Origin of the sequence: Streptomyces sp. V1I1, assembly GCF_030817355.1 — a bacterium.
GTDB lineage: Bacteria > Actinomycetota > Actinomycetes > Streptomycetales > Streptomycetaceae > Streptomyces.
This window is the reverse complement of sequence record NZ_JAUSZH010000001.1, coordinates 5,888,425-5,911,826: the sequence shown is the minus strand read 5'-3', so window position 1 is coordinate 5,911,826 and position 23,402 is coordinate 5,888,425. Positions and strand designations below refer to the sequence as shown.

The 23,402-nt window shown below is 70.4% G+C and carries 20 protein-coding genes and 1 pseudogene; 13 read left to right on the top strand and 8 right to left on the bottom strand.

Annotation, left to right across the window (positions count from 1 at the left end; all coding sequences use genetic code 11):
• Positions 1-298 precede the first annotated feature (298 nt).
• From QFZ67_RS27655 to QFZ67_RS27640, 4 genes are all read left to right on the top strand, one after another.
• Entirely contained in the window at positions 299-1,384 is a 1,086-nt protein-coding gene (locus QFZ67_RS27655) for an energy-coupling factor transporter transmembrane component T (RefSeq protein WP_307663764.1), read from the top strand.
• Positions 1,381-3,174 carry an ABC transporter ATP-binding protein gene (locus QFZ67_RS27650; protein ID WP_307663763.1) on the top strand — a complete coding sequence of 598 codons (1,794 nt, stop codon included), beginning with the start codon at positions 1,381-1,383 and terminating at the stop codon, positions 3,172-3,174. Before QFZ67_RS27655 ends, QFZ67_RS27650 begins: the two co-directional genes overlap by 4 nt.
• The gene (locus QFZ67_RS27645; protein WP_307663762.1) at positions 3,171-4,001 is read left to right on the top strand and encodes an ECF transporter S component; all 831 of its coding nucleotides are present in this window, start codon (positions 3,171-3,173) and stop codon (positions 3,999-4,001) included. The genes QFZ67_RS27650 and QFZ67_RS27645 overlap by 4 nt, the downstream gene beginning before the upstream one ends.
• Before the next feature lie 316 nt (positions 4,002-4,317).
• Entirely contained in the window at positions 4,318-4,743 is a 426-nt protein-coding gene (locus QFZ67_RS27640) for a transglycosylase SLT domain-containing protein (protein ID WP_307663761.1), read from the top strand.
• A gap of 137 nt (positions 4,744-4,880) precedes the next feature.
• Here QFZ67_RS27640 and QFZ67_RS27635 read toward each other — a convergent pair whose 3' ends face one another.
• Positions 4,881-6,050 carry a steroid 3-ketoacyl-CoA thiolase gene (locus QFZ67_RS27635; RefSeq protein ID WP_307663760.1) on the bottom strand — a complete coding sequence of 390 codons (1,170 nt, stop codon included), beginning with the start codon at positions 6,048-6,050 and terminating at the stop codon, positions 4,881-4,883.
• Positions 6,051-6,314: 264 nt separating this feature from the next.
• Between QFZ67_RS27635 and QFZ67_RS27630 the strand changes: the two genes are divergently transcribed.
• A complete protein-coding gene (locus QFZ67_RS27630; RefSeq protein WP_307663759.1) occupies positions 6,315-7,571 on the top strand; it encodes a cytochrome P450 in 1,257 nt (418 codons plus the stop codon).
• 211 nt (positions 7,572-7,782) lie between these two features.
• Here the strand turns inward: QFZ67_RS27630 and QFZ67_RS27625 are convergent, their stop codons facing one another.
• Positions 7,783-8,496 carry a TetR/AcrR family transcriptional regulator gene (locus tag QFZ67_RS27625; RefSeq protein ID WP_307663758.1) on the bottom strand — a complete coding sequence of 238 codons (714 nt, stop codon included), beginning with the start codon at positions 8,494-8,496 and terminating at the stop codon, positions 7,783-7,785.
• A gap of 184 nt (positions 8,497-8,680) precedes the next feature.
• Between QFZ67_RS27625 and QFZ67_RS27620 the strand changes: the two genes are divergently transcribed.
• Positions 8,681-9,733: an alcohol dehydrogenase catalytic domain-containing protein gene (locus QFZ67_RS27620; RefSeq protein ID WP_307663757.1), complete on the top strand. Its 1,053-nt coding sequence runs from the start codon at positions 8,681-8,683 to the stop codon at positions 9,731-9,733.
• A gap of 125 nt (positions 9,734-9,858) precedes the next feature.
• Here QFZ67_RS27620 and QFZ67_RS27615 read toward each other — a convergent pair whose 3' ends face one another.
• Both QFZ67_RS27615 and QFZ67_RS27610 read right to left on the bottom strand, forming a co-directional pair.
• A complete protein-coding gene (locus tag QFZ67_RS27615; RefSeq protein ID WP_307663756.1) occupies positions 9,859-10,104 on the bottom strand; it encodes a DUF397 domain-containing protein in 246 nt (81 codons plus the stop codon).
• A pseudogene (locus tag QFZ67_RS27610) lies at positions 10,079-10,911 on the bottom strand (Scr1 family TA system antitoxin-like transcriptional regulator). The gene QFZ67_RS27615 and the pseudogene QFZ67_RS27610 overlap by 26 nt, the downstream one beginning before the upstream one ends.
• A gap of 118 nt (positions 10,912-11,029) precedes the next feature.
• On the opposite strand from QFZ67_RS27610, the gene QFZ67_RS27605 reads away from it, so the two are divergent.
• The gene (locus QFZ67_RS27605) at positions 11,030-11,389 is read left to right on the top strand and encodes an ATP-binding protein (RefSeq protein WP_307665990.1); all 360 of its coding nucleotides are present in this window, start codon (positions 11,030-11,032) and stop codon (positions 11,387-11,389) included.
• Between the two features lie 102 nt (positions 11,390-11,491).
• On the opposite strand, the gene QFZ67_RS27600 is transcribed toward QFZ67_RS27605, so the two are convergent.
• Positions 11,492-13,456, bottom strand: a complete 1,965-nt coding sequence (locus tag QFZ67_RS27600; RefSeq protein ID WP_307665989.1) for a bifunctional glycosyltransferase 87/phosphatase PAP2 family protein — start codon at positions 13,454-13,456, stop codon at positions 11,492-11,494.
• A 318-nt stretch (positions 13,457-13,774) separates the two neighbouring features.
• On the opposite strand from QFZ67_RS27600, the gene QFZ67_RS27595 reads away from it, so the two are divergent.
• From QFZ67_RS27595 to QFZ67_RS27580, 4 genes are all read left to right on the top strand, one after another.
• A complete protein-coding gene (locus QFZ67_RS27595; RefSeq protein WP_307663755.1) occupies positions 13,775-14,458 on the top strand; it encodes an O-methyltransferase in 684 nt (227 codons plus the stop codon).
• A 41-nt stretch (positions 14,459-14,499) separates the two neighbouring features.
• Positions 14,500-14,835 (top strand): antibiotic biosynthesis monooxygenase, encoded by a 336-nt coding sequence (locus tag QFZ67_RS27590; protein WP_307663754.1) that lies wholly within the window; start codon positions 14,500-14,502, stop codon positions 14,833-14,835.
• Between the two features lie 360 nt (positions 14,836-15,195).
• Positions 15,196-16,572: a beta-propeller fold lactonase family protein gene (locus QFZ67_RS27585; RefSeq protein WP_307663753.1), complete on the top strand. Its 1,377-nt coding sequence runs from the start codon at positions 15,196-15,198 to the stop codon at positions 16,570-16,572.
• A gap of 374 nt (positions 16,573-16,946) precedes the next feature.
• Positions 16,947-17,426 (top strand): GNAT family N-acetyltransferase, encoded by a 480-nt coding sequence (locus QFZ67_RS27580; protein WP_307663752.1) that lies wholly within the window; start codon positions 16,947-16,949, stop codon positions 17,424-17,426.
• Between the two features lie 16 nt (positions 17,427-17,442).
• Here the strand turns inward: QFZ67_RS27580 and QFZ67_RS27575 are convergent, their stop codons facing one another.
• Positions 17,443-19,491, bottom strand: a complete 2,049-nt coding sequence (locus QFZ67_RS27575) for an MFS transporter (RefSeq protein WP_307665988.1) — start codon at positions 19,489-19,491, stop codon at positions 17,443-17,445.
• Positions 19,492-19,665: 174 nt separating this feature from the next.
• Here QFZ67_RS27575 and QFZ67_RS27570 point away from each other — a divergent pair, with 174 nt between their 5' ends.
• Positions 19,666-20,610, top strand: coding sequence for a peptidoglycan-binding protein (locus QFZ67_RS27570; protein ID WP_307663751.1), 945 nt, complete (start codon positions 19,666-19,668; stop codon positions 20,608-20,610).
• Positions 20,611-20,760: 150 nt separating this feature from the next.
• Positions 20,761-21,432, top strand: coding sequence for an HAD-IA family hydrolase (locus tag QFZ67_RS27565; protein ID WP_307663750.1), 672 nt, complete (start codon positions 20,761-20,763; stop codon positions 21,430-21,432).
• Positions 21,433-21,680: 248 nt separating this feature from the next.
• On the opposite strand, the gene QFZ67_RS27560 is transcribed toward QFZ67_RS27565, so the two are convergent.
• Both QFZ67_RS27560 and QFZ67_RS27555 read right to left on the bottom strand, forming a co-directional pair.
• A complete protein-coding gene (locus QFZ67_RS27560; RefSeq protein WP_307663749.1) occupies positions 21,681-22,265 on the bottom strand; it encodes a TMEM165/GDT1 family protein in 585 nt (194 codons plus the stop codon).
• Positions 22,266-22,570: 305 nt separating this feature from the next.
• The gene (locus QFZ67_RS27555) at positions 22,571-23,311 is read right to left on the bottom strand and encodes an ABC transporter permease (RefSeq protein WP_307663748.1); all 741 of its coding nucleotides are present in this window, start codon (positions 23,309-23,311) and stop codon (positions 22,571-22,573) included.
• Positions 23,312-23,402: the final 91 nt, after the last annotated feature.

The window sequence follows — 23,402 nt, the reverse complement described above, 5'->3', positions numbered from 1 at the left end:
CGCGGCCGTCCCGTCCCGGTGGGGAGGGGCCGTGCAGGGTGGTTCCCGCAGGGGATCGGCGGCAATCACCGGGTCACTGGACAACGGCCCGTACGCCGCCGACCCCGAGGAGTCCAGCCCGACGGGGCCGGTACCGGGTCCGACGTTGGCGTGGGCCAGAGGGCGTTGGCGGCCGCTGTCCGGTGGGTGGACTCGCGGGCGAACCCGGCCACCGGCCCCGGCGACCACCCCGGAACCCGCGCCCCGTACCCCCGCGCCGGAGGCGACCCGCGTACACCCCCGCAGGCTCCGGCTCCGGGTGCCCGAGGCGAATCGGAGCAACGCCGTTCACGCCGGGGCCTGGTGGCTGTGGGCCCTCGGGCTTGCCACCGCCGCGTCCCGGACCACCAACCCCCTCCTCCTCGGCCTCCTCGTCGGCGTCGCCGGATACGTCGTCGCCGCCCGCCGCACCGACGCCCCCTGGGCCCGCTCCTACGGCGCCTTCGTCAAGCTCGGCCTCGCCGTACTCGTCATTCGGCTGCTCTTCTCGGTCTTCCTCGGATCCCCGATCCCGGGTACGCACACCCTGTTCACGCTGCCCGAAGTACCGCTGCCCGACTGGGCGAAAGGCGTCCGCGTCGGTGGCCGGGTCACGGCCGAGCAGTTGATCTTCGCTCTGTACGACGGTGCCAAGCTGGCGACCCTGCTGATCTGCGTGGGCGCCGCGAATGCGCTCGCGAATCCGGCGCGGCTGCTCAAGTCGCTGCCGGGTGCCCTGTACGAAGTCGGCGTCGCCGTCGTCGTCGCCATGACGTTCGCGCCGAACATGGTCGCCGACGTCGTACGCCTGCGTACCGCCCGGCGTCTGCGCGGCCGGCCCACCGGCGGCATCAAGGCGATCGCCCAGATCGGACTGCCCGTCCTGGAGGGCGCGTTGGAGCGCTCCGTCGCGCTCGCCGCCTCGATGGACGCGCGCGGATACGGTCGTACCGCCCAGGTCCCGCCCGCCGTACGCCGGACGACGACCGTCCTCACCCTCGGCGGGCTCCTCGGCGTCTGTGCCGGCTCCTACGGACTGCTGGCCGCCGCGGGCGCGTCGTACGGTCTGCCGCTCCTCGTCGCCGGGCTGCTCGCCGCTCTCGCGGGCCTGCGGCTCGGCGGCCGCCGCTCCGTACGCACCCGCTACCGCCCCGACCGCTTCGGCCCGCGCTCCTGGCTGGTCGCGGGATCCGGCGCGGCCGTCGCCGCGCTGCTGATCAGGGCGGGTACATACGCCCCGGAGGCGCTGCACCCCGGCGTCGTACCGCTGACCGCGCCGACGCTGCCGCTGTGGCCCGCCGCGAGCGTACTGATCGGCCTGCTCCCCGCCTTCGTGGCCCCGCTCCCCTCGAAGGAGACCCCGTGATCCGTTTCGAAGACGTATCGGTGACGTACGGCAACGGCGACAGCGACGGTGACACCGACGCGCCCGCGATCCGTGGCGTCGATCTGACCGTCCCCGAAGGCGAGTTGGTGCTCCTCGTCGGCCCGTCCGGTGTCGGCAAGTCGACACTGCTCGGCGCCGTGTCCGGGCTCGTCCCGCACTTCACCGGTGGCACTCTCCGCGGCCGCGTCACCGTCGACGGCCGCGACACCCGCACCCACAAGCCCCGCGAACTCGCCGACCTCGTCGGCACGGTGGGCCAGGACCCGCTCGCCCACTTCGTCACCGACACGGTCGAGGACGAGCTGGCGTACGGCATGGAGTCGCTGGGCCTCGCCCCCGAGGTGATGCGCCGCCGCGTCGAGGAGACCCTCGACCTGCTCGGCCTGGCCGAGCTGCGAGACCGCCCGATCGCCACGCTCTCCGGCGGTCAGCAGCAGCGCGTCGCGATCGGCTCGGTGCTCACGCCGCACCCGAAGGTGCTCGTCCTCGACGAGCCGACGTCCGCGCTGGACCCGGCGGCGGCGGAGGAGGTGCTGGCGGTGCTGCAGCGTCTGGTCCACGACCTCGGTACGACGGTCCTGATGGCCGAGCACCGCCTGGAGCGGGTCGTGCAGTACGCGGACCAGGTCATCCTGCTGCCCGCGCCCGGGGAGCGCCCGGTGATCGGGGCGCCGGCGGAGGTCATGGCAGTGTCGCCGGTGCATCCGCCGGTGGTGGCGCTGGGTCGGCTGGCGGGGTGGGACCCGCTGCCGTTGTCGGTACGGGATGCGCGGCGTCGGGCCGGTGCGTTGCGGGAGCGCCTGGCGGATCTTGCCCCCACCCCGCCCCATCCCGTAACTGGGGCTCCGCCCCAGACCCCCGTACGGCCTTCGGCCGTGTCCTCAATCGCCGGACGGGCTGGATTTCCCGTCTGGCGATTGAGGCGCGGGGTCTGGGGCGGAGCCCCGGCAACGGCGCGGCGCAATCCAGCCCCGCCGGCGATTGATGCGCGGGGTCCGGGGCGGAGCCCCGGCTCGGGCGGACCGCTCGCCGAGGTTCGCGCGCTCGGCGTTCGGCGCGGGCGCATCGAGGCTCTCCGCCGCGTCGCCCTCACCGTCGCCCCCGGCGAGACCATCGCCCTCATGGGCCGCAACGGCGCCGGAAAGTCCACCCTCCTCGCCGCCCTCGTCGGCATGCTGGAGCCCACCTCCGGCACCGTCCTCGTCGGCGGCCGCACCCCCCACCGCACCGACCCCCGCGAGCTCATCCGCCAGGTCGGCCTCGTCCCGCAGGAGCCTCGCGATCTGCTGTACGCGGACACGGTGGCCGCCGAGTGCGCGGCCGCCGACGCCGACGCGCACGCCGCCCCCGGCTCCTGCCGTGCCCTGGTCGGCGAGCTGCTGCCCGGCGTGCCGGACGCGACCCACCCGCGCGACCTCTCCGAGGGGCAGCGCCTCGCCCTGGCGCTGGCCGTCGTGCTCACCGGCCGGCCGCCGCTGCTCCTCCTCGACGAGCCGACCCGCGGTCTGGACTACGCGGCGAAGGCCCGCCTCGTCGGCATCCTCAAGGCCCTGGCCGCCGAAGGGCACGCCATCGTCCTGGCCACCCACGACGTGGAACTGGCGGCCGAGCTCGCGCACCGGGTGGTGATCCTCGCCGACGGCGAGATCCTCGCGGACGGCCCGACCCCCGAGGTCGTCGTCTCCTCCCCCGCCTTCGCGCCGCAGGTCGCCAAGGTCCTGGCCCCGCAGCAGTGGCTGACCGTCGCCCAGGTACGGGAGGCGCTATGACCACGCCCCAGGCCCGCGCCGTACGCCTCGGCCCCCGCTCCATCGCCGCCCTCGCCCTGATCAGCGCGATCGGCGTCATCGCCTTCGGCTGGCCGCTGCTCGCCGACGCCGACTCCGGGCTCGCCCACTCCTCAGACGCCCCCTGGCTCTTCGCCGCGCTGCTCCCGCTCCTCGTGGCCGTCGTCGTCGCGACGATCGCCGACACCGGGATGGACGCCAAGGCGGTGGCGATGCTCGGCGTACTGGCCGCGGTCGGGGCGGCCCTGCGCCCCCTCGGCGCGGGCACCGCGGGCCTGGAGCCCATGTTCTTCCTGATGGTGCTGAGCGGCCGGGTCCTCGGCCCGGGCTTCGGCTTCGTACTCGGCTCGGTCACGATGTTCGCGTCCGCCCTGCTCACTGGCGGTGTGGGCCCGTGGATGCCGTTCCAGATGCTGTCGATGGGCTGGTTCACGATGGGCGCGGGGCTCCTGCCGGGACCGGACCGGCTGCGCGGCCGTGCAGAGCTGCTGATGCTGGGCGCATACGGAGCCGTCGCCGCGTTCGCCTACGGCACCGTGATGAACCTCCAGGGCTGGACGTACATCGGCGGCCTCTCCTCCGGCATCTCCTTCCACCCCGGCGATCCCGTCCACGAGAACCTGGTCCGCTTCCTCACCTACTGCGCGGCGACGTCGTTCGGCTGGGACCTGGGCCGCGCGGTGCTCACGGTCGTACTGACCCTCACCATCGGCCAGACCCTCCTCAAGGCGCTGCGCCGAGCCACCCGACGCGCCAACTTCGAGGCGCAGGTCACATTTCAGACCCCTGAGAGGGTCCCTCCGGGGTGAGCCGCCCCACACGGCTTTGGCCAGTACCAAGCGGGATAGTAGACACCATAAACCCGAACAAACCCGCCCATCTATTCCCTGACCTGCACGAATAGCACCTGTCAAGCCCCAGCGCCTTTCACCCCAGGTGCGAGCTCGGCTAGTAACAAGGGTCGTTGCGGCGGCGCGAGCAGCTCGCTAAAACTGGTCCAGTCGCAAGGCGCCCCGTGCTCGCCCCCGAGCCCAACGCGCCTTTCAGGCGGCCGGGTTCCCCCTCGTACACACGAGATTCCGGCATGCCCGCGTGACCGCCCTGTACCCGACGTTAGGTCTCTCTGTGTCTCGCTCGATCATCCGCCGCATCGCCAACCGTCCGAAGGCCGCCTTTGTCGGCTCCGCGCTCGTGGTGAGCTCCGCCGCCATGGTGCTCGGCGCCAACCCGGCCACCGCCGCTGAGGCTCCCGCCTCGCCGTCCGGGTCCCCCAAGGCGATCGCCCAGAAGATGATTGGCGACGAGGCGCAGTTCCAGTGCTTCAGCAAGATCGTGTCGCACGAGAGCGGCTGGGACGTGAACGCGTCCAACCCGTCCAGCGGCGCGTACGGCCTGGTCCAGGCGCTGCCGGGCGGCAAGATGGCCTCCGCCGGCGCGGACTGGAAGACCAACCCCGCGACGCAGATCGAGTGGGGCCTGGACTACATGAAGTCGCGCTACGGCAGCCCGTGCGGCGCGTGGGCGTCCTGGCAGGCCAAGGGCTGGTACTGATCCAGCCCGCCCCCTGGGGCTTCGCCCCGGACCCCGCGCCTCAAACTCCCCCAGACTTCGTCCGGGGGGACCCCCCACGAGGCTGAAATTCTCCGGCGATTGAGGACGCAGGGGGTCGTAGGGGGACGGCAGTCCCCCTACAGCCGCTGAATGATCGTGCCCGTCGACAGCGCCCCGCCCGCACACATCGTCACCAGCGCAAACTCCTTGTCCCTGCGCTCCAGTTCATACAGCGCCGTCGTGATCAGCCGCGCCCCCGTCGCCCCCACCGGATGCCCGATCGCGATCGCGCCCCCATTGACGTTGACCTTCTCCAGGTCCTGCTCGAAGACCTGCGCCCAGCTCAACACCACCGACGCGAACGCCTCGTTGATCTCGACCAGGTCGATGTCCTTCAGCGACATCCCCGCCTTGCCCAGCACCGCGCGCGTCGCGTCGATCGGCCCGTCCAGGTGGTAGTGCGGGTCCGCTCCGACCAGCGCCTGCGCGACGATCCGCGCCCGCGGCTTCAGCTTCAGCGCCCGCGCCATCCGCTTCGACGCCCACATGATCGCCGCCGAACCGTCGGAGATCTGCGACGAGTTCCCGGCCGTGTGCACCGCCGTCGGCATGACCGGCTTCAGCTTCGCCAGCGCCTCCATGCTCGTGTCCCGCAGACCTTCGTCCCGGTCTACGAGCCGCCACATGCCCTGCCCCGCCGCCTGCTCCTCCTCCGTCGTCGGCACCTGCACCGCGAACGTCTCGCGTTTGAAGCGCTCCTCCGCCCACGCCACCGCCGCCCGCTCCTGCGACAACAGTCCCAGCGAGTCGACCCGTTCCCGGGAAAGACCGCGGTTGCGCGCGATGCGCTCCGCCGCCTCGAACTGGTTCGGCAGGTCCACATTCCACTCGTCGGGGAACGGCTTGCCCGGCCCGTGCTTGGACCCGCTCCCCAGCGGCACCCGCGACATCGCCTCGACGCCGCAGCTGATCCCGACGTCGATGACCCCGGCCGAGATCATGTTCGCGACCATATGACTCGCCTGCTGCGACGACCCGCACTGGCAGTCCACCGTCGTCGCCGCCGTCTCGTACGGCAGCCCCATCGCCAGCCACGCGTTCCGCGCGGGGTTCATGGACTGTTCGCCGGCGTGGGTGACCGTGCCACCCACCACCTGCTCGACGCAGTCGGCGTGGATGCCGGTGCGGCCGAGGAGTTCACGGTAGGTCTCGCCCAGCAGATAGGCGGGATGCAGATTGGCGAGCGCGCCTCCGCGCTTGCCGATGGGGGTGCGTACGGCTTCGACGATGACGGGTTCCGCGGCCATGAGCTCGTCCTCTCCTCACACAGCCGCTGAGCGTCCCGGCACCCCGCGGCCGAACTAGTACGCGTTCTAGTTCTCTGTGCAGTCTGATAAGTGCTACCCCCGGTACGCAAGGGTCTTGCACGCCCCTGCTGCGGCCCTCACCCGCAACAGATCCCGCCGTGGCCCTTGCCACTTGTAGAACTCGTTACTACCTTTCGGTCAACTTCTGATGGGTCGTCAGACAAGCCGCTGTCACCGACACCACCGCCAGACCTGGAGTTGACCTTGAAGCTGCCGAAGGACTGCCCCCATCTGCCAAAAGGGTTCGACTTCACCGATCCCGATCTGCTCCAAGCCCGCATCCCCCACCCGGAGTTCGCCCAGATGCGGCAGACCGCCCCGGTCTGGTGGTGCGCACAGCCGGCCGGTATCTCCGGCTTCCAGGACGAGGGCTACTGGGTCGTTACCCGTCACGCCGACGTCAAGCACGTCTCCACACATCCCGAACTCTTCTCCTCCAACACCAACACCGCCGTCATTCGCTTCAACGAGTCCATCAGCCGTGACCAGATCGAGGTCCAGAAGATGATCATGCTCAACATGGACCCGCCCGAGCACACCCGCGTCCGCCAGATCGTGCAGCGCGGCTTCACCCCGCGGGCAGTCCGGTCCCTGGAGGACGCACTCCGCTCCCGTGCCCGCACCATCGTCGAGACCGCGCTCGCCGGCGCGAAGGACGACGGCAGCTTCGACTTCGTCACCAACATCGCCGTAGAGCTCCCCCTCCAGGCCATCGCCGAACTCATCGGCGTACCGCAGGAGGACCGCGCCAAGATCTTCGACTGGTCCAACAAGATGGCGGCGTACGACGACCCCGAGTACGCCATCACCGAAGAGATCGGCGCCGAGGCGGCGATGGAGATCGTCTCGTACTCGATGAACCTCGCCGCCGCCCGCAAGGAGTGTCCGGCCAAGGACATCGTCAGCCAGCTCGTCGCGGCCGAGGACGAAGGCAACCTCTCGAACGACGAGTTCGGCTTCTTCGTGATTCTGCTGGCGGTCGCGGGCAATGAGACGACGAGAAACGCCATCAGCCACGGCATGCACGCGTTTCTCACGCACCCCGAGCAGTGGGAAATCTACAAGCGGGATCGGCCGGAGACCGCGGCGGAGGAGATCGTGCGCTGGGCGACGCCCGTCGTCTCCTTCCAGCGCACGGCAACCCAGGACGTGGAGCTGGGCGGTCAGCAGATCAAGAAGGGCGACCGGGTGGGCCTCTTCTACTCATCCGCCAACAACGACCCCGAAGTCTTCGACGCGCCCGAGCAGTTCAACGCCACCCGCGACCCGAACCCCCACCTCGGCTTCGGCGGCGGAGGCCCGCACTTCTGCCTCGGCAAGTCCCTTGCCGTGATGGAGATCAACCTGATCTTCAACGCGATAGCCGACGTCCTGCCCGACCTGCGCCTCGCGGGCGACCCGCGCCGGCTGCGCTCGGCCTGGCTGAACGGCATCAAGGAACTCCAGGTCACGCACGGCTGACCTGCGATGCCGTGGGAGGCAGGGGCCATCCACCCACGTCAGGCCCTTGCCTCCCGCCGGGACGCCCGGGCTGACGGTGACGGTCTGAGCCGCCTCATGGCTCACCGCCCCACGCCAGACGCCGGCCGCGCCCTTCGCGCGGCTTACGCAACTGACCTCGACGCCTCCCCGAGCCTGCCGCCGTGCTGATCGGCTGGAGGGACCGGACCGGTCAGCGCGCTGGGGCCTGCTGACCGGTCCGGTCCTTCAGGTCTCGCTCTTGCAGCAGTCGTGCGGTCTGCTCGGACACCGGTGCGGCCACCAGTGCGGTGACCAGGTCGACCAGCCGGCTCGTGAACAGCCGGTCGTCCCTGCGCGGGCGGGCGGCGGCACGGGCGGCGAGTTCGGCGTGGCAGAAGCGCAGGGCGGTGAAGCGGGTGTGGAGCACCGTGGTCGACTCGGGACGCAGCAGAGGCTCCACCAGGCGCCGCCAGGCGTAGATGCTTGACCCCTCGTTCGGCACGACGAGCTCTACCAGGGGTTCGGGCCGGTTGAGCAGTTCGGCCACGATCTGCAGGAACTCACGGCCGCCGTCGGGATCGGCGAGTTTCGCGGCGGCCGGCAGCACCAGGGCAGCGGCGAGGGAGCGAAGATCGACGGTGCCACTGTCCTCGTACTGCTGCAGCAGTACCTCCCGGCGGGCATCCACCGCAGGGAGGTGTTTGTCGAGTACGGCCCGCAGCAGACCCGCCCGGTCGCCGAAGTGGTACTGCAGGGCCATCGCATTGCGCTGGTCGGCGGCCCGTTTGATCTCGCTGAGCGAGACACCGTCGACGCCCTTCGCCGCGAACAGCTGCTCGGCGGCGCGGATGAGTGTGCCGCGGGTGTCACGGGGCTTCCGGCTCCGGGGCGGCGTGGCCGGTTCGGGCGTCTCATGTGCTGTCACGGGTGCCCATCGTAGCGTCATCACGCCAGAGTGATACGGTCGCATTAAATGTTAATTCAAGCACCTTGATGCGCGTGGGAGACCCATCCATGTCCTCGGACTTCGAGACCGACCCCGACTTCCAGCGGCGACCCGACCGGATCGATGCCACCGGCGCCACCCTGCGCCTGGATGGAGGAATCCAGTGAAGGCACTGACTTTCCACGGCCGCCACGACATCCGTTACGGGGACGTTCCCGACCCGGCGGTCACCAGCCCCACCGACGCGGTCGTCCAGGTCACCACGGCCGGTATCTGCGGCAGCGACCTGCACATCTACGACGGCAACGGGTTCAGTCCGGAGATCGGCTACACCCCGGGACACGAGTGCGTCGGCGTGGTCGTCGACACCGGCGACCAGGTCACCCGCTTCAAGCCCGGCGACCGTGTCCTGGTTCCCGCCTCGGTCGGCTGCACCCTGTGCAGAACGTGTGCGAGGGGGCTCACCGGCAGGTGCGAGCGCGCCCAGGCCCCGACGGACCTGTGCTACGGAGTGAGCCCGCAGCTTCCGGGCAGTCAGGCCCAGGCCCTGGCGGTGCCCCACGCCGAGGTCAACCTGGTGCACTTGCCCGAAGGCATCTCCGACGATGCCGCCGTCGTCCTGACGGACAACGCCCCTACGGCCTGGTACGGCTGCCGCCGCGCCCGCATCCAGCCCGGCGAAACGGTCCTGGTCATCGGTCTCGGGCCGGTCGGCCTCATGGCCGCCCAATCCGCCTTCGCCATGGGCGCCGCCCGCGTGCTGGGCGCAGACCTGGTCGCGGAGCGCCGCGCCTTCGCCGCAACCCTGGGCGTCGAGCCGGTCGAGGGCGAGGACGCACGGACGGCCGTACGGGAGATGACCGCAGGACGCGGACCGGACGCCGTGATAGAGGCCGTGGGCTCGGACGCCACCATCCAGCTCGCCCTCAAAGCCGTCCGGCAGGCCGGCCGGGTCAGCGTCATCGGGGTCAGCCATAACAAGGCGTTTCCCATCCACATGGGAATGGCCCAGGTCAAGGAGTTGGAGTTCGCCATCGGACTGTGCTCGACTCATTACGAACTCCCTGCCCTGATCGCCCTCACCCAGGCCGGACGGATAACGCCGGAGGTCGTGGTCTCCCACCGCCTCGCCCTCTCCGAGGGCACCGCGGCGTACGAACTGTTCGACAGCCGCGCCGACGGTGTCCGCAAGGTCCTTCTCGACCCTGCCTGCTGATCCATCTCGGTGCTGCCGCCGCGTCACGCACCCCCGTGCCGGCGGCAGCGCCACACCTCCGACCGCCCGTCACACGCCGGGAAGCAGCCGCCTGCGCTGCTCACCCCGCCCACACGCGGCGACCACTAGAGCGCGTCGACGAATGTCGCGAAGACGGCGGGGGCGAGGGTGAGGGCGGGGCCGGAAGGATTCTTCGAGTCGCGTACGGCGACGGTGTGGAGGGTCTCGGCGATCTCGACGCAGTCGCCGCCCTGGTCACTGCTGTAGGTCGACTTGCGCCACGCCGCACCGCCGAGCGGGGCGCACTCCACGCAGGACCCGCCGGTGTCGGTGCTGTAGCTGGACTTACGCCACCTCGTGCTGCTCCCCATAGCGTTCCTCCATCGTGCGCCGGATCAGCTCCGCCGAATCCTGGATGGACAGGGCGGCGGCCTGGAGGTGATCGTAACGGCGCGAACGGGCCCCGAACTCATCCGGGTTAGCGCTTGGATGCCCGGCCTCATAGCCCTCGCTATAGACGATGGCCGGGTCGCTTGCGAATCGGAAGAGGTCGAAGGAACCCGGCAATCCAGCGTGCGCCCCGACCTTGAACGGCAGTACCTGAATGTGCACCCGGGAGTTGGACTCGAAGCTCAACAAGTGGGCCAGTTGGTTCCGCATGACCTCCGTGCCTCCAATCTCCTGACGCAGCACCGTCTCGCCGAGAACCACCCAGAGCACCGGCGGCTTTTCCTTCTCCAAGATGCGCTGCCGCGCCATCCGGGCGGCTGTTCGGTTGTCCAGATCACTCTGGTCCACGACGCCGAGCACATCCCGCGCGTACCCCTCGGTCTGCAGCAGCCCGTGCACCAGCTGCGGTTGGAAGACATAGATCTCACTGGCCCGCGCCTCAAGCTCCGCCACCTGCTGGAACCACGCCGGGAGTTGGCTCCGCAGTACCAGCCCCAGCAGGCGCGTCAATAACCCGCCCGCACCCAGCGCAACGTCCACCGCTCGCTGAACTCCGCCGTCGGCAACTTCCGCGCCGTCTCGATCTGGCCGACCAACGACCCCGTGTAGTTGATGATCGCGCCCAGCTGCTTCTGCGTAAGCTCCGCCGCCTCGCGGTATCGCCGCAGCTCGTAACCGTAGTAGTCCAGCGGCGACGCGCTCGGGTCGAGGACGTTGATATGGGTCATGGCGGCATCCCCTCGTTCAACTCCGCCAACGGCAGGGCACGTTGTATCCGGCCCGTAGCCGAGAGGAGTCAACACAGCTCACGCTCGTACCGTGAACGAAGAACTTTCCCAGTACGGCATGCGCTTCACCGTCGGCGAGCACTCCGCGCGGCACGTCCGGCGGATCGTCCGCAGCTACCTCGGCGTGTGGGGCATGCCCGAACTGACCGACGCCGCCGAGCTAACCGTGACCGAGCTGCTCGCCAATGTCGTACGCCATGTGCCCGACCGGCACTGTGGGTTGCTGATCCTGCGGCATCCGGAAGGCCTACGGGTCGAGGTCTCCGACCGCGCGCTGGAGCTGCCGCTGGCCCGCGACGCGGGCGGCGACGAGGAGTCGGGCAGAGGGCTTGCTCTGCTGGATGCCGTCGTGGACAAGTGGGGCGTGGAAACAAGACGCGGACCAGGCAAGACGGTGTGGTTCGAGGTGGGACAGTAGCGCCCAAGTGGCGGAACCGGCGCCGCGGGCGGATGCTGGCTTGAACGCGACGATCCACCCCAGGGGGTGCGGGCACAACCCGTACTCCCTGGGCCGCGCGTGCTACTTCGGCGCGGCCGGGACCGGGGTTTCGACACGCGCCCGTGCGGGCGGCACCGCGCCCTGTGGCACCAGGAGATCGCGCCGACCGGCCAGTACGTACGTGAGGCCGAAGCCCGCACCCACCACCGCTGCTCCGCCCGCCGCGTCGAGTACCCAGTGGTTCGCGGTGGCGACGATCGCGCAGACGGTGAAGAGCGGGTGGAGCAGGCCGAGGAGCTTCATCCACAGCTTGGGCGCGAGGATGAAGACGACCAGGCCGCACCAGAGGGACCAGCCGAAGTGCAGCGAGGGCATGGCCGCGTACTGGTTGGTGACGGCGGTCATCGCGCCGTAGTCCGGGTTGGCGAGGTCCTGCGGGCCGTGGACCGTGTCGATGAAGCCCATGCCGGGCATCAGGCGCGGCGGGGCCAGCGGGTAGAGCCAGAAGCCGAGGAGCGCGAGGACCGTCGCGAAGGCGAGCGAGGAGCGTGCCCAGCGGTAGTCGGCGGGGCGGCGGACGTACAGGACGCCGAGGATGGCGAGCGGGACCACGAAGTGGAAGGACGTGTAGTAGAAGTCGAAGAAGGCTTCGGCCCACTTCGCGTTCACCACCGCGTGGTTGACCCAGTGCTCGATGTCGAGGCCGAGGGCTCGCTCGACGGAGATGATCTGACGGCCGTGCTCCTCGGCTGCGGCGACGCCGCCGGTCGCGGCGGCGCGTATGTGCGAGTAGACGGAGTAGCCGACCCGGATCACCAGGAGTTCGAGGAGCAGGTTGGGGCGGCTGAGGACGCGCCGCCAGAAGGGCAGCAGCGGTACCTGAGCCCAGCGGGCCGGGGCGGGCGTTGCGTACTCGGTGGGGACGGGCCTGCGGAAGTACGGCGAGGTGCGCGGCAGGAAGGGCACGGCGCAGGCCGCGGCGAGGGCGGCGATCAGCAGGACGTTGTCGCGTACGGGGTAGAGCACCGCCATGTTGGGCAGCAGCATCTTCCCGGGCAGGGTCATCGCCAGGATGATCAGGACCGGCCAGAGCATGCGGTCGGAGGCGCGCTTTCCGACGCGGCCGACGACGGCGAGGAGCACCCACAGGAGCTGGTGCTGCCAGGCGGTGGGCGAGACGGCGACGGCGGCGCAGCCGGTGAGGGCGACGGCGAGGAGAAGCTGGCCGTCCTGGGCGTACCGGACGGCGCGGCGCAGGCCGAACCAGCAGACGACCGCGGCGAGGGCGACGTACAGGGCTATCTCGAGCGGGCCCTCGAGGCCGAAGCGGAGCAGCGCGCCGTGCAGGGACTGGTTGGCGAGGCTGTCCGGGCGGGCGCCGAGGCCCGCGCCCGCGACATGGTGCACCCAGTAGGTCCAGGAGTCGCTGGGCAGCGCGGCCCAGGCGAGCGCGGAGAGGGCGGCGAAGGTGCCTGCTGAGCTGACGGCGGCGCTTCTGCGGCCGGTGAACCAGAGCAGTGGCGCGAAGAGGAGGACGGTCGGCTGAAGGGCCGCGCCGAGGCCGATCAGTACGCCCGAGGATCTCTCCCCCCGCGCGGCGAAGCAGCCGAGGAGGACGAGCAGGACCGGGATGATGCTGGTCTGGCCGAGGTAGAAGCTGTTGCGTACGGGCAGCGACAGCATCAGCAGGCTGATGGCGATGGGCGCGGCGAGCAGGCCGCTGCGGCGCGAGACCGGGCCGGGCAGGGCGCGGGCGACGACCAGGCCTATGCCGACGACGAGCAGGAGAGTGCCGAAGGTCCAGGCGACGCCGAGGCTCTGCTCGGCGGAGCGGGCCAGTGGTTTGAGCACGAGTCCGGCGAAGGGCGTGCCGGCGAACTTGTCGGCGTCGTACAGCGAGCCCTTCACATGCAGGACGCCGTGCTGGCCGATCCAGGTCTCCAGGTCGGCCAGCCGCTCACCGGGCGGCTGCCGGAGCACCGCCGCCGTCTGGCGTATCGCAAGTACGGCGGCTACGAGCCAGAGGGCGGCCCTGGCCGCGCCCATCCTCGTGTCCGTCGTCGCACTCCCGCGCACGCTGTGCTCCGCGTTCGCCACGTCGCGCCGCGCCTCCCCTACGTTCCGCGTTTACGTTCCGCTACGTTCCGCGTTTCTGGTTCATAGAGCCTCGCATTGCTCCATGAAGGAGACTCAGGCAACCCCCTCTTCGCCTGACTGTCACCCCGTTTTGGCTGAATATCTCTCGGGACATCTTCCGGGACGGCACCGGAACTGCGAGTTCCGCAGCGCCGACGGCGCAGGCCAGTCCTGCCACCGCCGCTGATTCCCGTGCCGCCGCCGGTCGACTGAAATAGGTTGGGGCGTATGACCAAGGAGCAGCCCCAGGACCAGTGGAACGCCGTCGACAACTACGTCACCCACCACCTCGCGCCCGCCGACGAAGCCCTCACCGCGGCCCTCGCGGCGAGCGAAGCGGCCGGTCTCCCACCCATCCAGGTCGCGCCGAACCAGGGCAAGTTGCTGTATCTGCTGGCACAGATGCAGGGCGCGCACACGATCCTCGAAATCGGCACGCTGGGCGGCTACAGCACGATCTGGCTGGCCAGAGCGCTGCCGGAGAACGGCAGGCTGATCTCCCTGGAATACAACCCGGCCCACGCGGAGGTGGCCCGCGCGAACATCGCCCACGCGGGCCTCGACAAGATCGCCGAGGTCAGGACGGGCCCGGCGCTGGAGACGCTGCCGAAGCTGGCGACGGAGCCGGGCGCGGGCCCGTTCGACCTGGTCTTCATCGACGCGGACAAGCAGAACAATCCGCAGTACGTGGAGTGGGCGCTGAAGCTCAGCCGGCCCGGCAGCGTGATCATCGTCGACAACGCGATCCGGGGCGGCGCGGTGGTGGACGCGGACAGCACGGACCCGGCGATCGTCGGCACACGGCGGATGTACGAGCTGCTGGCACAGGAGCCACGGCTGGACGCGACGGCGGTCCAGACCGTGGGCGCGAAGGGGTACGACGGGTTCCTGCTGGGGCGTGTGGTGGCCTGAGGGGCCGTCGGCGGGCGTCTGCCGTACGGCAGGATGGGCTCATGAGCATCGTGAAGATCAACGTCCTGACCGTTCCCGAGGAGCAGCGCGAGGTGCTGGAGAAGCGCTTCGCGTCCCGTGCGGGCTCGGTGGAGAACTCCGACGGCTTCGAGTGGTTCGAGCTGCTGCGCCCGCTCGAAGGGACCGACCAGTACCTCGTCTACACGCGCTGGGCCGACGAGGCGTCCTTCCAGGCCTGGATGGAAGGCTCGATGCGCGCCTCGCACGGGGGTGGGGGCGGAGGCGGCGAGGGTGGCGAGCGGCCGAAGCCCGCCGCCAGCGACTCCACACTGTGGTCGTTCGAGGTCGTGCAGCAGGCCGCACCGAAGCAGGGCTGACATTCGCGGTCATCACGCGCCTCCGGCCAGCGGCGCCGGGGGCGCGTCGCTGTCCGCCCGCGGGCGGGCGACGACGGTGACCGCATGGGGTACTTGACTCCTCCGTACGGCCCTCATTCACGGGGTTCGAGCAGACGCGAGCTGATCACGGCGCTTAGCGTCGGCTGCGGCGATCATCAGCGCCGCGGCGATCCCGGACGTCCATGACAGGGCATCGATCGCCGCCTTCGTTCGGAGCACGGGAAAACACTTCGGTGTCGTGCACTGCAGGAGGTCTTCATGTCGGGTATCGCAGTATGGGGGGCGCCGGAACGGGGAAGCCCGGGGCGAAGTCGTGGGGGCGGGGGTTCGTGGTGGGTCATGGTGCGGGCCTGGGTGGCGGGAGTGGCGGTCCTGGCCGGCCTGGCCGTCCCGATCACCCTGGCCACGCCCGCCGCCGCGCAGACCAGAACCGTCGTCTACGTCGCCAACTCCGGCTCGAACGACGTGTCGGTGATCGACACCGCCACCAACACCGTCACCGCCACCGTCCCCGTCGGCACCGGCCCCGATGGGGTGGCGGTCACCCCGGACGGCTCCCGCGTATACGTGACCAACACCGGCGCGGACAGCGTGTCGGTGATCGACACCGCCACCAACACCGTCACCGCCACCGTCACCGTCGGCCCCGTCCCCCGAGGCGTGGCGGTCTCCCCGGACGGCTCCCTCGTCTACGTCACCATCGGCGGCGCGAACAGCGTGTCAGTGATCGACACCGCCACCAACACCGTCATCGGGGACCCCATCCCCGTCGGCGCCGGCCCCGATGGGGTGGCGGTCTCCCCGGACGGCTCCCGTGTGTACGTCGCCAACCTCGGCGCGGACAGCGTGTCGGTGATCGACACCGCCACCAACACCGTCATTGCCAACGTCATCGTCGGCCTCGTCCCCCGAGCCTTGGCGGTCTCCCCAGACGGCTCCCTCGTCTACGTCACCATCGGCGGCGCGAACAGCGTGTCAGTGATCGACACCGCCACCAACACCGTCATCGGGGACCCCATCCCCGTCGGCCCCGTCCCCCGAGGCGTGGCGGTCTCCCCGGACGGCTCCCGCGTCTACGTCACCAACAGCGGCGCGAACAGCGTGTCGGTGATCGATACGGCCACCAACACCGTCACCGCCACCGTCACCGTCGGCACCGGCCCCCTTGGTGTGGCGGTCTCCCCGGACGGCTCCCGCGTCTACGTCGCCAGCACCGCCACGGAGGACGTGTCGGTGATCGACACCGCCACCAATACCGTCATCGGGGACCCCATCCCCGTCGGTGACCGCCCCGATGGTGTGGCGATCGGGACCATCACTACTGAGCGGACCCCGACCAAGCTGACACTCAAGGCGGAGAAGAAGAAGGGGAAGGACACCCGGGGCAACGACGGCCTCACGCTGAAGGCCAAGCTGACCGCCGAGGGCCAGCCTCTGGAAGGCAAGACCATCGACTTCACCACCAACTCCACCTCGCTGTGCACCGACACGACCGACAGCAGGGGCAAGGCCACTTGTAAGGTCCCAGGCAAGCAGGACAAGGAGACCTGCTACACCGCCACCTTCTCCGGCGACGACACCAACGAGCCCTCCACCGCCACCGTCTGCAAGAAGGGCGACAACGGCAAGCCCGACCCCGGGTCAGGACTGCTCGACCAGAGCAGCGTCCGTGACCAGGTGCAGGCCGCCATGGCCTCGGCGGGCTTGCAGGGCTGAGACCTCGCCCGATGGCGTACGGATCAGGTATAGAGAGTCGCATGACGACCTGGTCCGTACGCCATCGGGCGCTTCGACACCGCAACCGCCCTGGCGGCAGGGCCCTGGACGGCACTTCGTAGAGTGAGCGACCCTGTATGCGGGTCCCGCAACCACGACTGGTCCGGGAGCCGCTTGACGCGCGGGAGGGGGCTCCTCTGCTGCGCCTGCTACTCGTCGTCGTCGGCGCTGCTCGCCACGATGCAGACCAGCTCCGCCATCCACACCGAGCACGCAGCCCGCCGGCACGTGGCACGTGGCACGTGGCACGTGGCACGGGTTGAGCGGCGGAAATCGTTGGCCGCGGGGGCTGTCCGTCCGGTACAGAGACCGGTATGACCACCTGGACGCTGGCCCCCGAGGCCTTCGACTCCCCCGACGCGAGCGCCCTGCGGCGTGACTACTACGACGAGGTCGCGAGCCGCTACTGGAAGCGGCCCGCGACCCCCCGGGAGATCGACGAGGGGCTCGCCGGGGACGGCGTCGAGCAACTCACGCCGCCCACCGGCCAGTTCGTCGTCGGACGGTACGGCGGCAAGGCGGCGGCCTGCGGCGGCATCCTGCTGCTGGACGCCGAGCGCGCCGAGCTCACGCGGGTGTATCTGCGGCTGGCCTTCCGCGGCAAGATGGGCGCCGGGCTGCTGCTGCGGACGCTGGAGGACGAGGCGCGCGGGCTGGGCGCGCGGCGCATGGTTCTCAATACGCGGCTCGACCTGATCGAGGCACGCACGCTGTACGTCCGGCACGGCTACGCCGAGATCCCGGCGTACTGCTCGGGTCCGTACATGGAAATCTGGTACGGCAAGGAGCTGTGAGGCGGCAGGGCGGAGTTCACGCCGAGTGGTCGCGCCTGGGCTGCGGGCCGTTCGGCCGCTCCTGGTCCGAGCCGCACAGCTCCGCGGTCAACTCCCGGACCAGTTGCACCAGATCGGTCGGCCGCTCCGGTCCCCACCAGTCGCCAAGCAGCTCCGCGAGCGAGTCTTCGCGGGCCTTCGCCAGCCGTACGGCCGTCTCCATGCCCCGGTCGGTGAGCATCAGATCCAGGCCCTCGCGGCGGGCGAGGCCGCGTTCCTCCAGCTGGCGGGCGGCCTCGGTGATGACGCGCAGCGGCACGAGCGTGGAGTCGGCGAGCAGCGCGGGCTCGACGATGCCGTGGCGGCGGATGCGCAGCAGCAGCCAACTGGCCGCGGGCAGCAGGTCGTACCCCGCCCTCTCGGTGATCTTCTCGTAGATCTTGCGCCGGCCCTCGCGCGAGCCGAGGACCGACAGGGCCCGCGCCACCTCCTCGTGGGAGGAGCGGTGGACCGGGTTGGACGCCAGGGTCTCGGTGGGATCGGGCGCGGTGACCGAGCCGCGCAGCTTGTCCTCCTTGAGGAAACAGGAGACGAGGAAGGCGACGACGACCACGGGCACGGCGTACAGGAAGACGTCGGTGATGGACGACGAGTACGCGTGGAGCACCGACGGACGCAGCGCGGGCGGCAGTTCGGCGATCAAGCGCGGGTCGGCGGCCAGCTGGCCGGGGCCGACGCCGGAGGGCACGGACCGTCCGGCGAGCGCGTCGGTCAACATGTCCTCCAGCCGGCTGGTGAAGATCGAGCCGAAGATGGCTACCCCGAACGAGGCCCCGATGGAGCGGAAGAAGGTCGCGCCCGAGGTGGCGACGCCAAGGTCCTCGTAGCTGACGGCGTTCTGGACGACGAGTACGAGCACCTGCATGACCAGGCCGAGACCGGCGCCGAAGACGAAGAAGTACGCGCTCATCTCGCCGGTGGAGCTGGACTCGTCGAGCCGGTGGAGCAGCAGCAGGCCCACGGCGGTGATGGCGGTGCCCGCGATGGGGAAGACCTTCCAGCGTCCGGTGCGGCTGACGAGCTGCCCGGACAACGTCGAGGTCAGCAGCAGGCCGAGGACCATCGGCAGCATGTGCACACCGGAGATGGTCGGTGAGATGCCGTGCACGATCTGCAGGAACGTCGGCAGATAGGTCAACGCGCCGAACATCGCGAAGCCGACGATGAAGCTGATGACGGCGACGAGCGTGAAGGTGCGGATCCGGAACAGCTTGAGCGGCAGCACCGGTTCGGCGGCGCGCTGCTCGACGTACACGAAAACCACGAGGAGCACGGCGGCGAGTACGGCGAGGCCGATGATCTGCGCCGAGCCCCAGGCCCAGGTGATGCCGCCGAGGGAGGCGACGAGGACCAGGCAGGTGGTGACGGAGGCGATGAGGAAGGTGCCGAGGTAGTCAATGGTGTGGCGGGTCCGGCTGGCCGGGATGTGCAGCACGGCGGCGATGACGAGCAGCGCGACGATGCCGATGGGGAGGTTGATGTAGAACACCCAGCGCCAGCTGAGGTGTTGGGTGAAGAACCCGCCGAGCAGCGGGCCGAGGACGCTGGTCGTGCCGAAGACCGCGCCGAACAGGCCCTGGTACCTTCCGCGTTCGCGTGGCGAGACGATGTCGCCGACGATCGCCATGGACAGCACCATGAGGCCGCCGCCGCCCAGGCCCTGGAGCGCGCGGAAGCCGATGAGCTGCGGCATGTTCTGGGCGACGCCGCACAGCGCGGAGGCGATCAGGAAGATGACGATGGCGGCCTGGAAGAGCTTTTTGCGGCCGTACTGGTCGCCGAGCTTGCCCCACAGAGGGGTGGCCGCGGTCGAGGCGAGCAGGTACGCGGTGACGACCCAGGACAGATGGTCCATGCCGCCGAGATCGCTGACGATGGTCGGCAGGGCGGTGGAGACGATGGTCTGGTCGAGGGCGGCGAGCAGCATGCCGAGGAGCAGTGCGCCGATGGCTGCCAGGACGGCCTGCCGGTTCTGGCCCTCGCCCGGGGCCGGATTCACGGCCTGAGTGCTCACTTCCTGAGCCATGCCGATCTCCTCGGTTACGCGGCCCTCCATCACTCTCCTCCCCATCCTGGGCGTTGCGACCGGTTACGGCCTGGCGAGCGGGCGGTGCCGGGCGGCACCGGGCTGCCGGGCGCCGTTGGGAGTCGCGAGGGGGCTCTGCATAATCGCTCGCAGCGCAAGGGGAGGGAATCAGCAATGACCGGACAACTGTGTCCTGAATGCGGTACGCCGCGAGATACCGAGGGCAGAGCCGGGCCCGGCTGCGCCTGCGCGGAGGGGGCTGCGGACGCGGTACGGGCGGAGAGGGATACGGAGAGGGAGGCGGGGAGGGATGCGGAGGTCGCGGCGGCCGAGGATTTCGATCCGCTGCGCGTACGGCCATACGTAACGCTGCAGAACGTGGCCGAGAGCGGTCCCGCGCCGGACGGGGCGACGGTGCCGCTGCCATTGCCAGTGCCAGTGTCGCTGCCGCTGCCGGACGCGGTGGATGTGGCGCCGCACGACGAGCCGGCGGCTCTCGACCCCGTGGACCTCACCCCAGTGCGGCACCGCGGGCGCCGGCGGTCGCACAAGGGGTTCATGGTGGTCGCGGCGGCGGTGACGGTGGCCGGGACCGCGGCGTTCGCCGGAGGGCTCTTCTCCGGGGACGACGAACGCGAAAAGGCCCTGCCGGACAGGGGGACGAGCGCGCCGACCGTGAGCGCACTGCCGGACACACCCACGTCATCGCCATCCGGGTCCGCGTCCGCGTCCGCGTCGGCCGACGCCTCGGCCTCGCCGTCCGGTGCGGCGTCGGCGGGGCAGTCCTCGGCGAGTACGTCCGCCGACTCCTCCGCAGCTGCAAACCCGTCGGCCCCACCGCCCTCGACGGCGCAGGCCACGGGTTCGGTGTCCGAGGAGCCACAGACGCCGGGGTCGGGCACGCTGCGCAGCGGGGACAGCGGACCGGAGGTCGTGGAGCTCCAGCAGCGGCTGGCCAAGGTGCTGCTGTACGTGGGCCCGATGGACGGACAGTACGGACAGTCGGTCGAGGACGCGGTGCGGTCGTATCAGGACAGCCGGAACGTCAAGGGTGATCCCAAGGGGGTCTACGGACCGAAGACGCGCCGGGCGCTGGAGGCGGAGACGAGCGAGCCGTGAGTCTCCGGTCGCTTCGGGCGGGAAGCGAGGCGGGGTAGCGCCGACCGGTCTGTTTTTGTATCGTGGTTGAACAAAGTGGTTCCGCCCGCACTCCCTGACCGGCGGGCGGAACCGCCTTGTCTCTCTTCTCCCGCGCCTTGGAGTACGCCGATGCCGGCAACCGTCCTGCCGCCCGTTCTGACCGCCCGTGCCCTCATGCTCGACATGGACGGCACCATCGTCAACTCGGACGCGGTGGTGGAGCGCTGCTGGCGCGTCTGGGCGGCCGAGCACGGCCTGGACCCGGACGAGGCACTGAAGGTCGTCCACGGCCGGCAGGGGTACGCGACCATGGCGGCGCTTCTCCCGGACCGGCCGATGGAGCAGAACCACGCCGACAACCGCGTGATGCTCGCCCAGGAGACCGCGGACACCGAAGGCGTCGTCTCCGTCGCGGGCGCCCCGGCCTTCATGGCGGCGATCGCCGCGCTCCCGCACGCCCTGGTGACCTCGGCGGACGAGGCGCTCGCCCAGGCCCGGATGACCGCGGCCGGCCTGCCGATGCCGCGAACCCGGGTCACCGCCGAACGCGTCGGCGTGAGCAAGCCGGACCCGGAGGGCTTCCTCAAGGGCGCGGCGGAGCTGGGCTTCGCCCCGGCGGACTGCGTGGCCTTCGAGGACTCGGAGGCGGGCATCGAGGCAGCGAGGTCGGCGGGGATGCGGGTGGTGGGGGTGGGCCCGCGCGCGTCGGCACTGGCCCCGGACGTCCACGTCCAGGACCTGACGGTGCTGCGCGTGGAGTCGACACCCGACGGCACTATCCGCCTCCACGTCACGAAGTAACCGGGGCTCCGGCCCCGGACCCCGGACGCCCTTCGGGCGCTGTCCTCAATCGCCGGACGGGCTGAAAAGTTCTGCCCGTCCGACGGGCCCCGGCCGGACGGGCCGGCAAATCCAGCCCCGTCGGCGATTGAGGCGAGGGGTCTGGGACGGAGCCCCAGTTCGGGAAGGGGCGGGGCGGGGAACAAGCCCGCCGCAGGCGCCCCGCCCCGCCCGCACCCCAGCCGCACCCCCAGCCGCCCCGCGCAGCCCTACCCCGCCAGCGCCTCATAAAGGCTGAACCCCGCCAGCGCCAGCATCACCCCCGCCGCCACCCTCGTAATCAGCCGCAGCGGCACGTACTTCATCAGCGTCCGCCCGCCCAGGATCCCGATCCCCGCCACCGCCCACAGCGCCAGCACCGCACCGATCCCCACCGAGAGCGGGTTGTCGTAGCGGGCCGCGAGGTTCGCCGTCATGATCTGGGTCAGATCGCCGAACTCCGCGACCAGGATCAGCATGAAGCCCGCCCCGGACACCTTCCAGAAGGACTGGTCGGCCGGGGCCTTGACCTGCTCCTCCTCGCCGTCGTCCTTCTTCATCAGCAGCATCAGCGCGCCTGCGAGGAAGAGCAGGCCGACCACCGCCTGCACCAGCCGGTGCGGCAGCAGGGTCAGCACGCTGCCCGCCGCGACGGCGAGCGTGACATGGACGGCGAAGGCGGCGGCGACACCCGCGAAGACGTACGAGGCGCGGTAGCGGGTGCCGAGCATCAGACCGGCGAGGGCAGTCTTGTCGGGGAGTTCGGCGAGGAAGACGACACCGAAGGTGACCGCCATGACGGTGAAGCTGATCACGGTTGGGATTCCTCAATCGGTCGGGCGCGGCCCTGCCGAGAGTCCTGAGCGTTTCAGGGGTCGCTTCGGCACGGCAGCACCATGAATGGATACATGGGCACTGCGGCCGAAGGTCTCGCTGACGGGCCTCACCGAGGTCTCGAAACCGAGGTCTCAACAAACCGAGGTCTCGAAACCGCCGAGTTCTCGAAACTCGAAAAGGTCCGCCTCCGGGCGCCGGCCGGGCACGTGGCCCAGCAGTATGTCGACGATCCGGCGAAGAGCTACTCCCCTTCTGCTCCGTCAAGGGTACGGCACCCCGGCCGTCAGGCCGGATCGCGGTAGAGCCGCCCCCGCGCCACCAGCTCCAGCACCAGCGACACCGCCACCGCCTGCACCGCCATCAGCGCGACCAGTACAAACAGCTGCACCGCGCCCGCCAACAGCGGTGACGCCCCGCCGAGCAGCATGCCGACGAACGCGCCCGGCAGTGTGACCAGACCCACGGTCCTGGTCTGATCGAGCCCCGGCAGCAGCGCGTCGGACGCGGCCTCGCGCGCCACCTCCATCCGGGCGTCCCGGTCGAGCAACCCGAGCGCCATCCCCGCCTCCACCTCGCCGTGCCGCAGCTTCAGCTCGTCCAGGGCCCGCCGCCCGCCGAGCACGGTCGCGGTGAGCGCGCCGCCGATGAGGATGCCGGTCACCGGGATCAGTGCGATGCCCTTCAGCGGGACCATGCCCGTGAGCAGCAGGGCACAGACGACGGGCACGACGCCCGCGGCGATCGGCAGCCAGGCCCACAACCAGGTCTTGTTCGCGGTGATGCGCCGGCCTGCCGTGCGTACCGCGACCGCGTACATCAGCAGCAGAAACGCCAGCAGCAGCGGTACGGAGCGGACCACCCAGCCGATCACCAGGGAGACGGCCCCGAGTTGGACCGCGGCCCGCACGCCGGCCACGGCGATCTCGCGCCCCCGTCCCAGCTGAGCGACGGCTGCCACCGTCGCCGCGACGGCCAGCAGCACGGCCAGCACGACTCCGAACGTGACATTGACCGACAGCAGCACCCGGCAACCCTACGCCGCCGCATGCCATCTGCCGGGGCGTCATAACCCTTGATATCCGGAGAATTTCATGGGTGTCCAGGTCGGCCCGGGG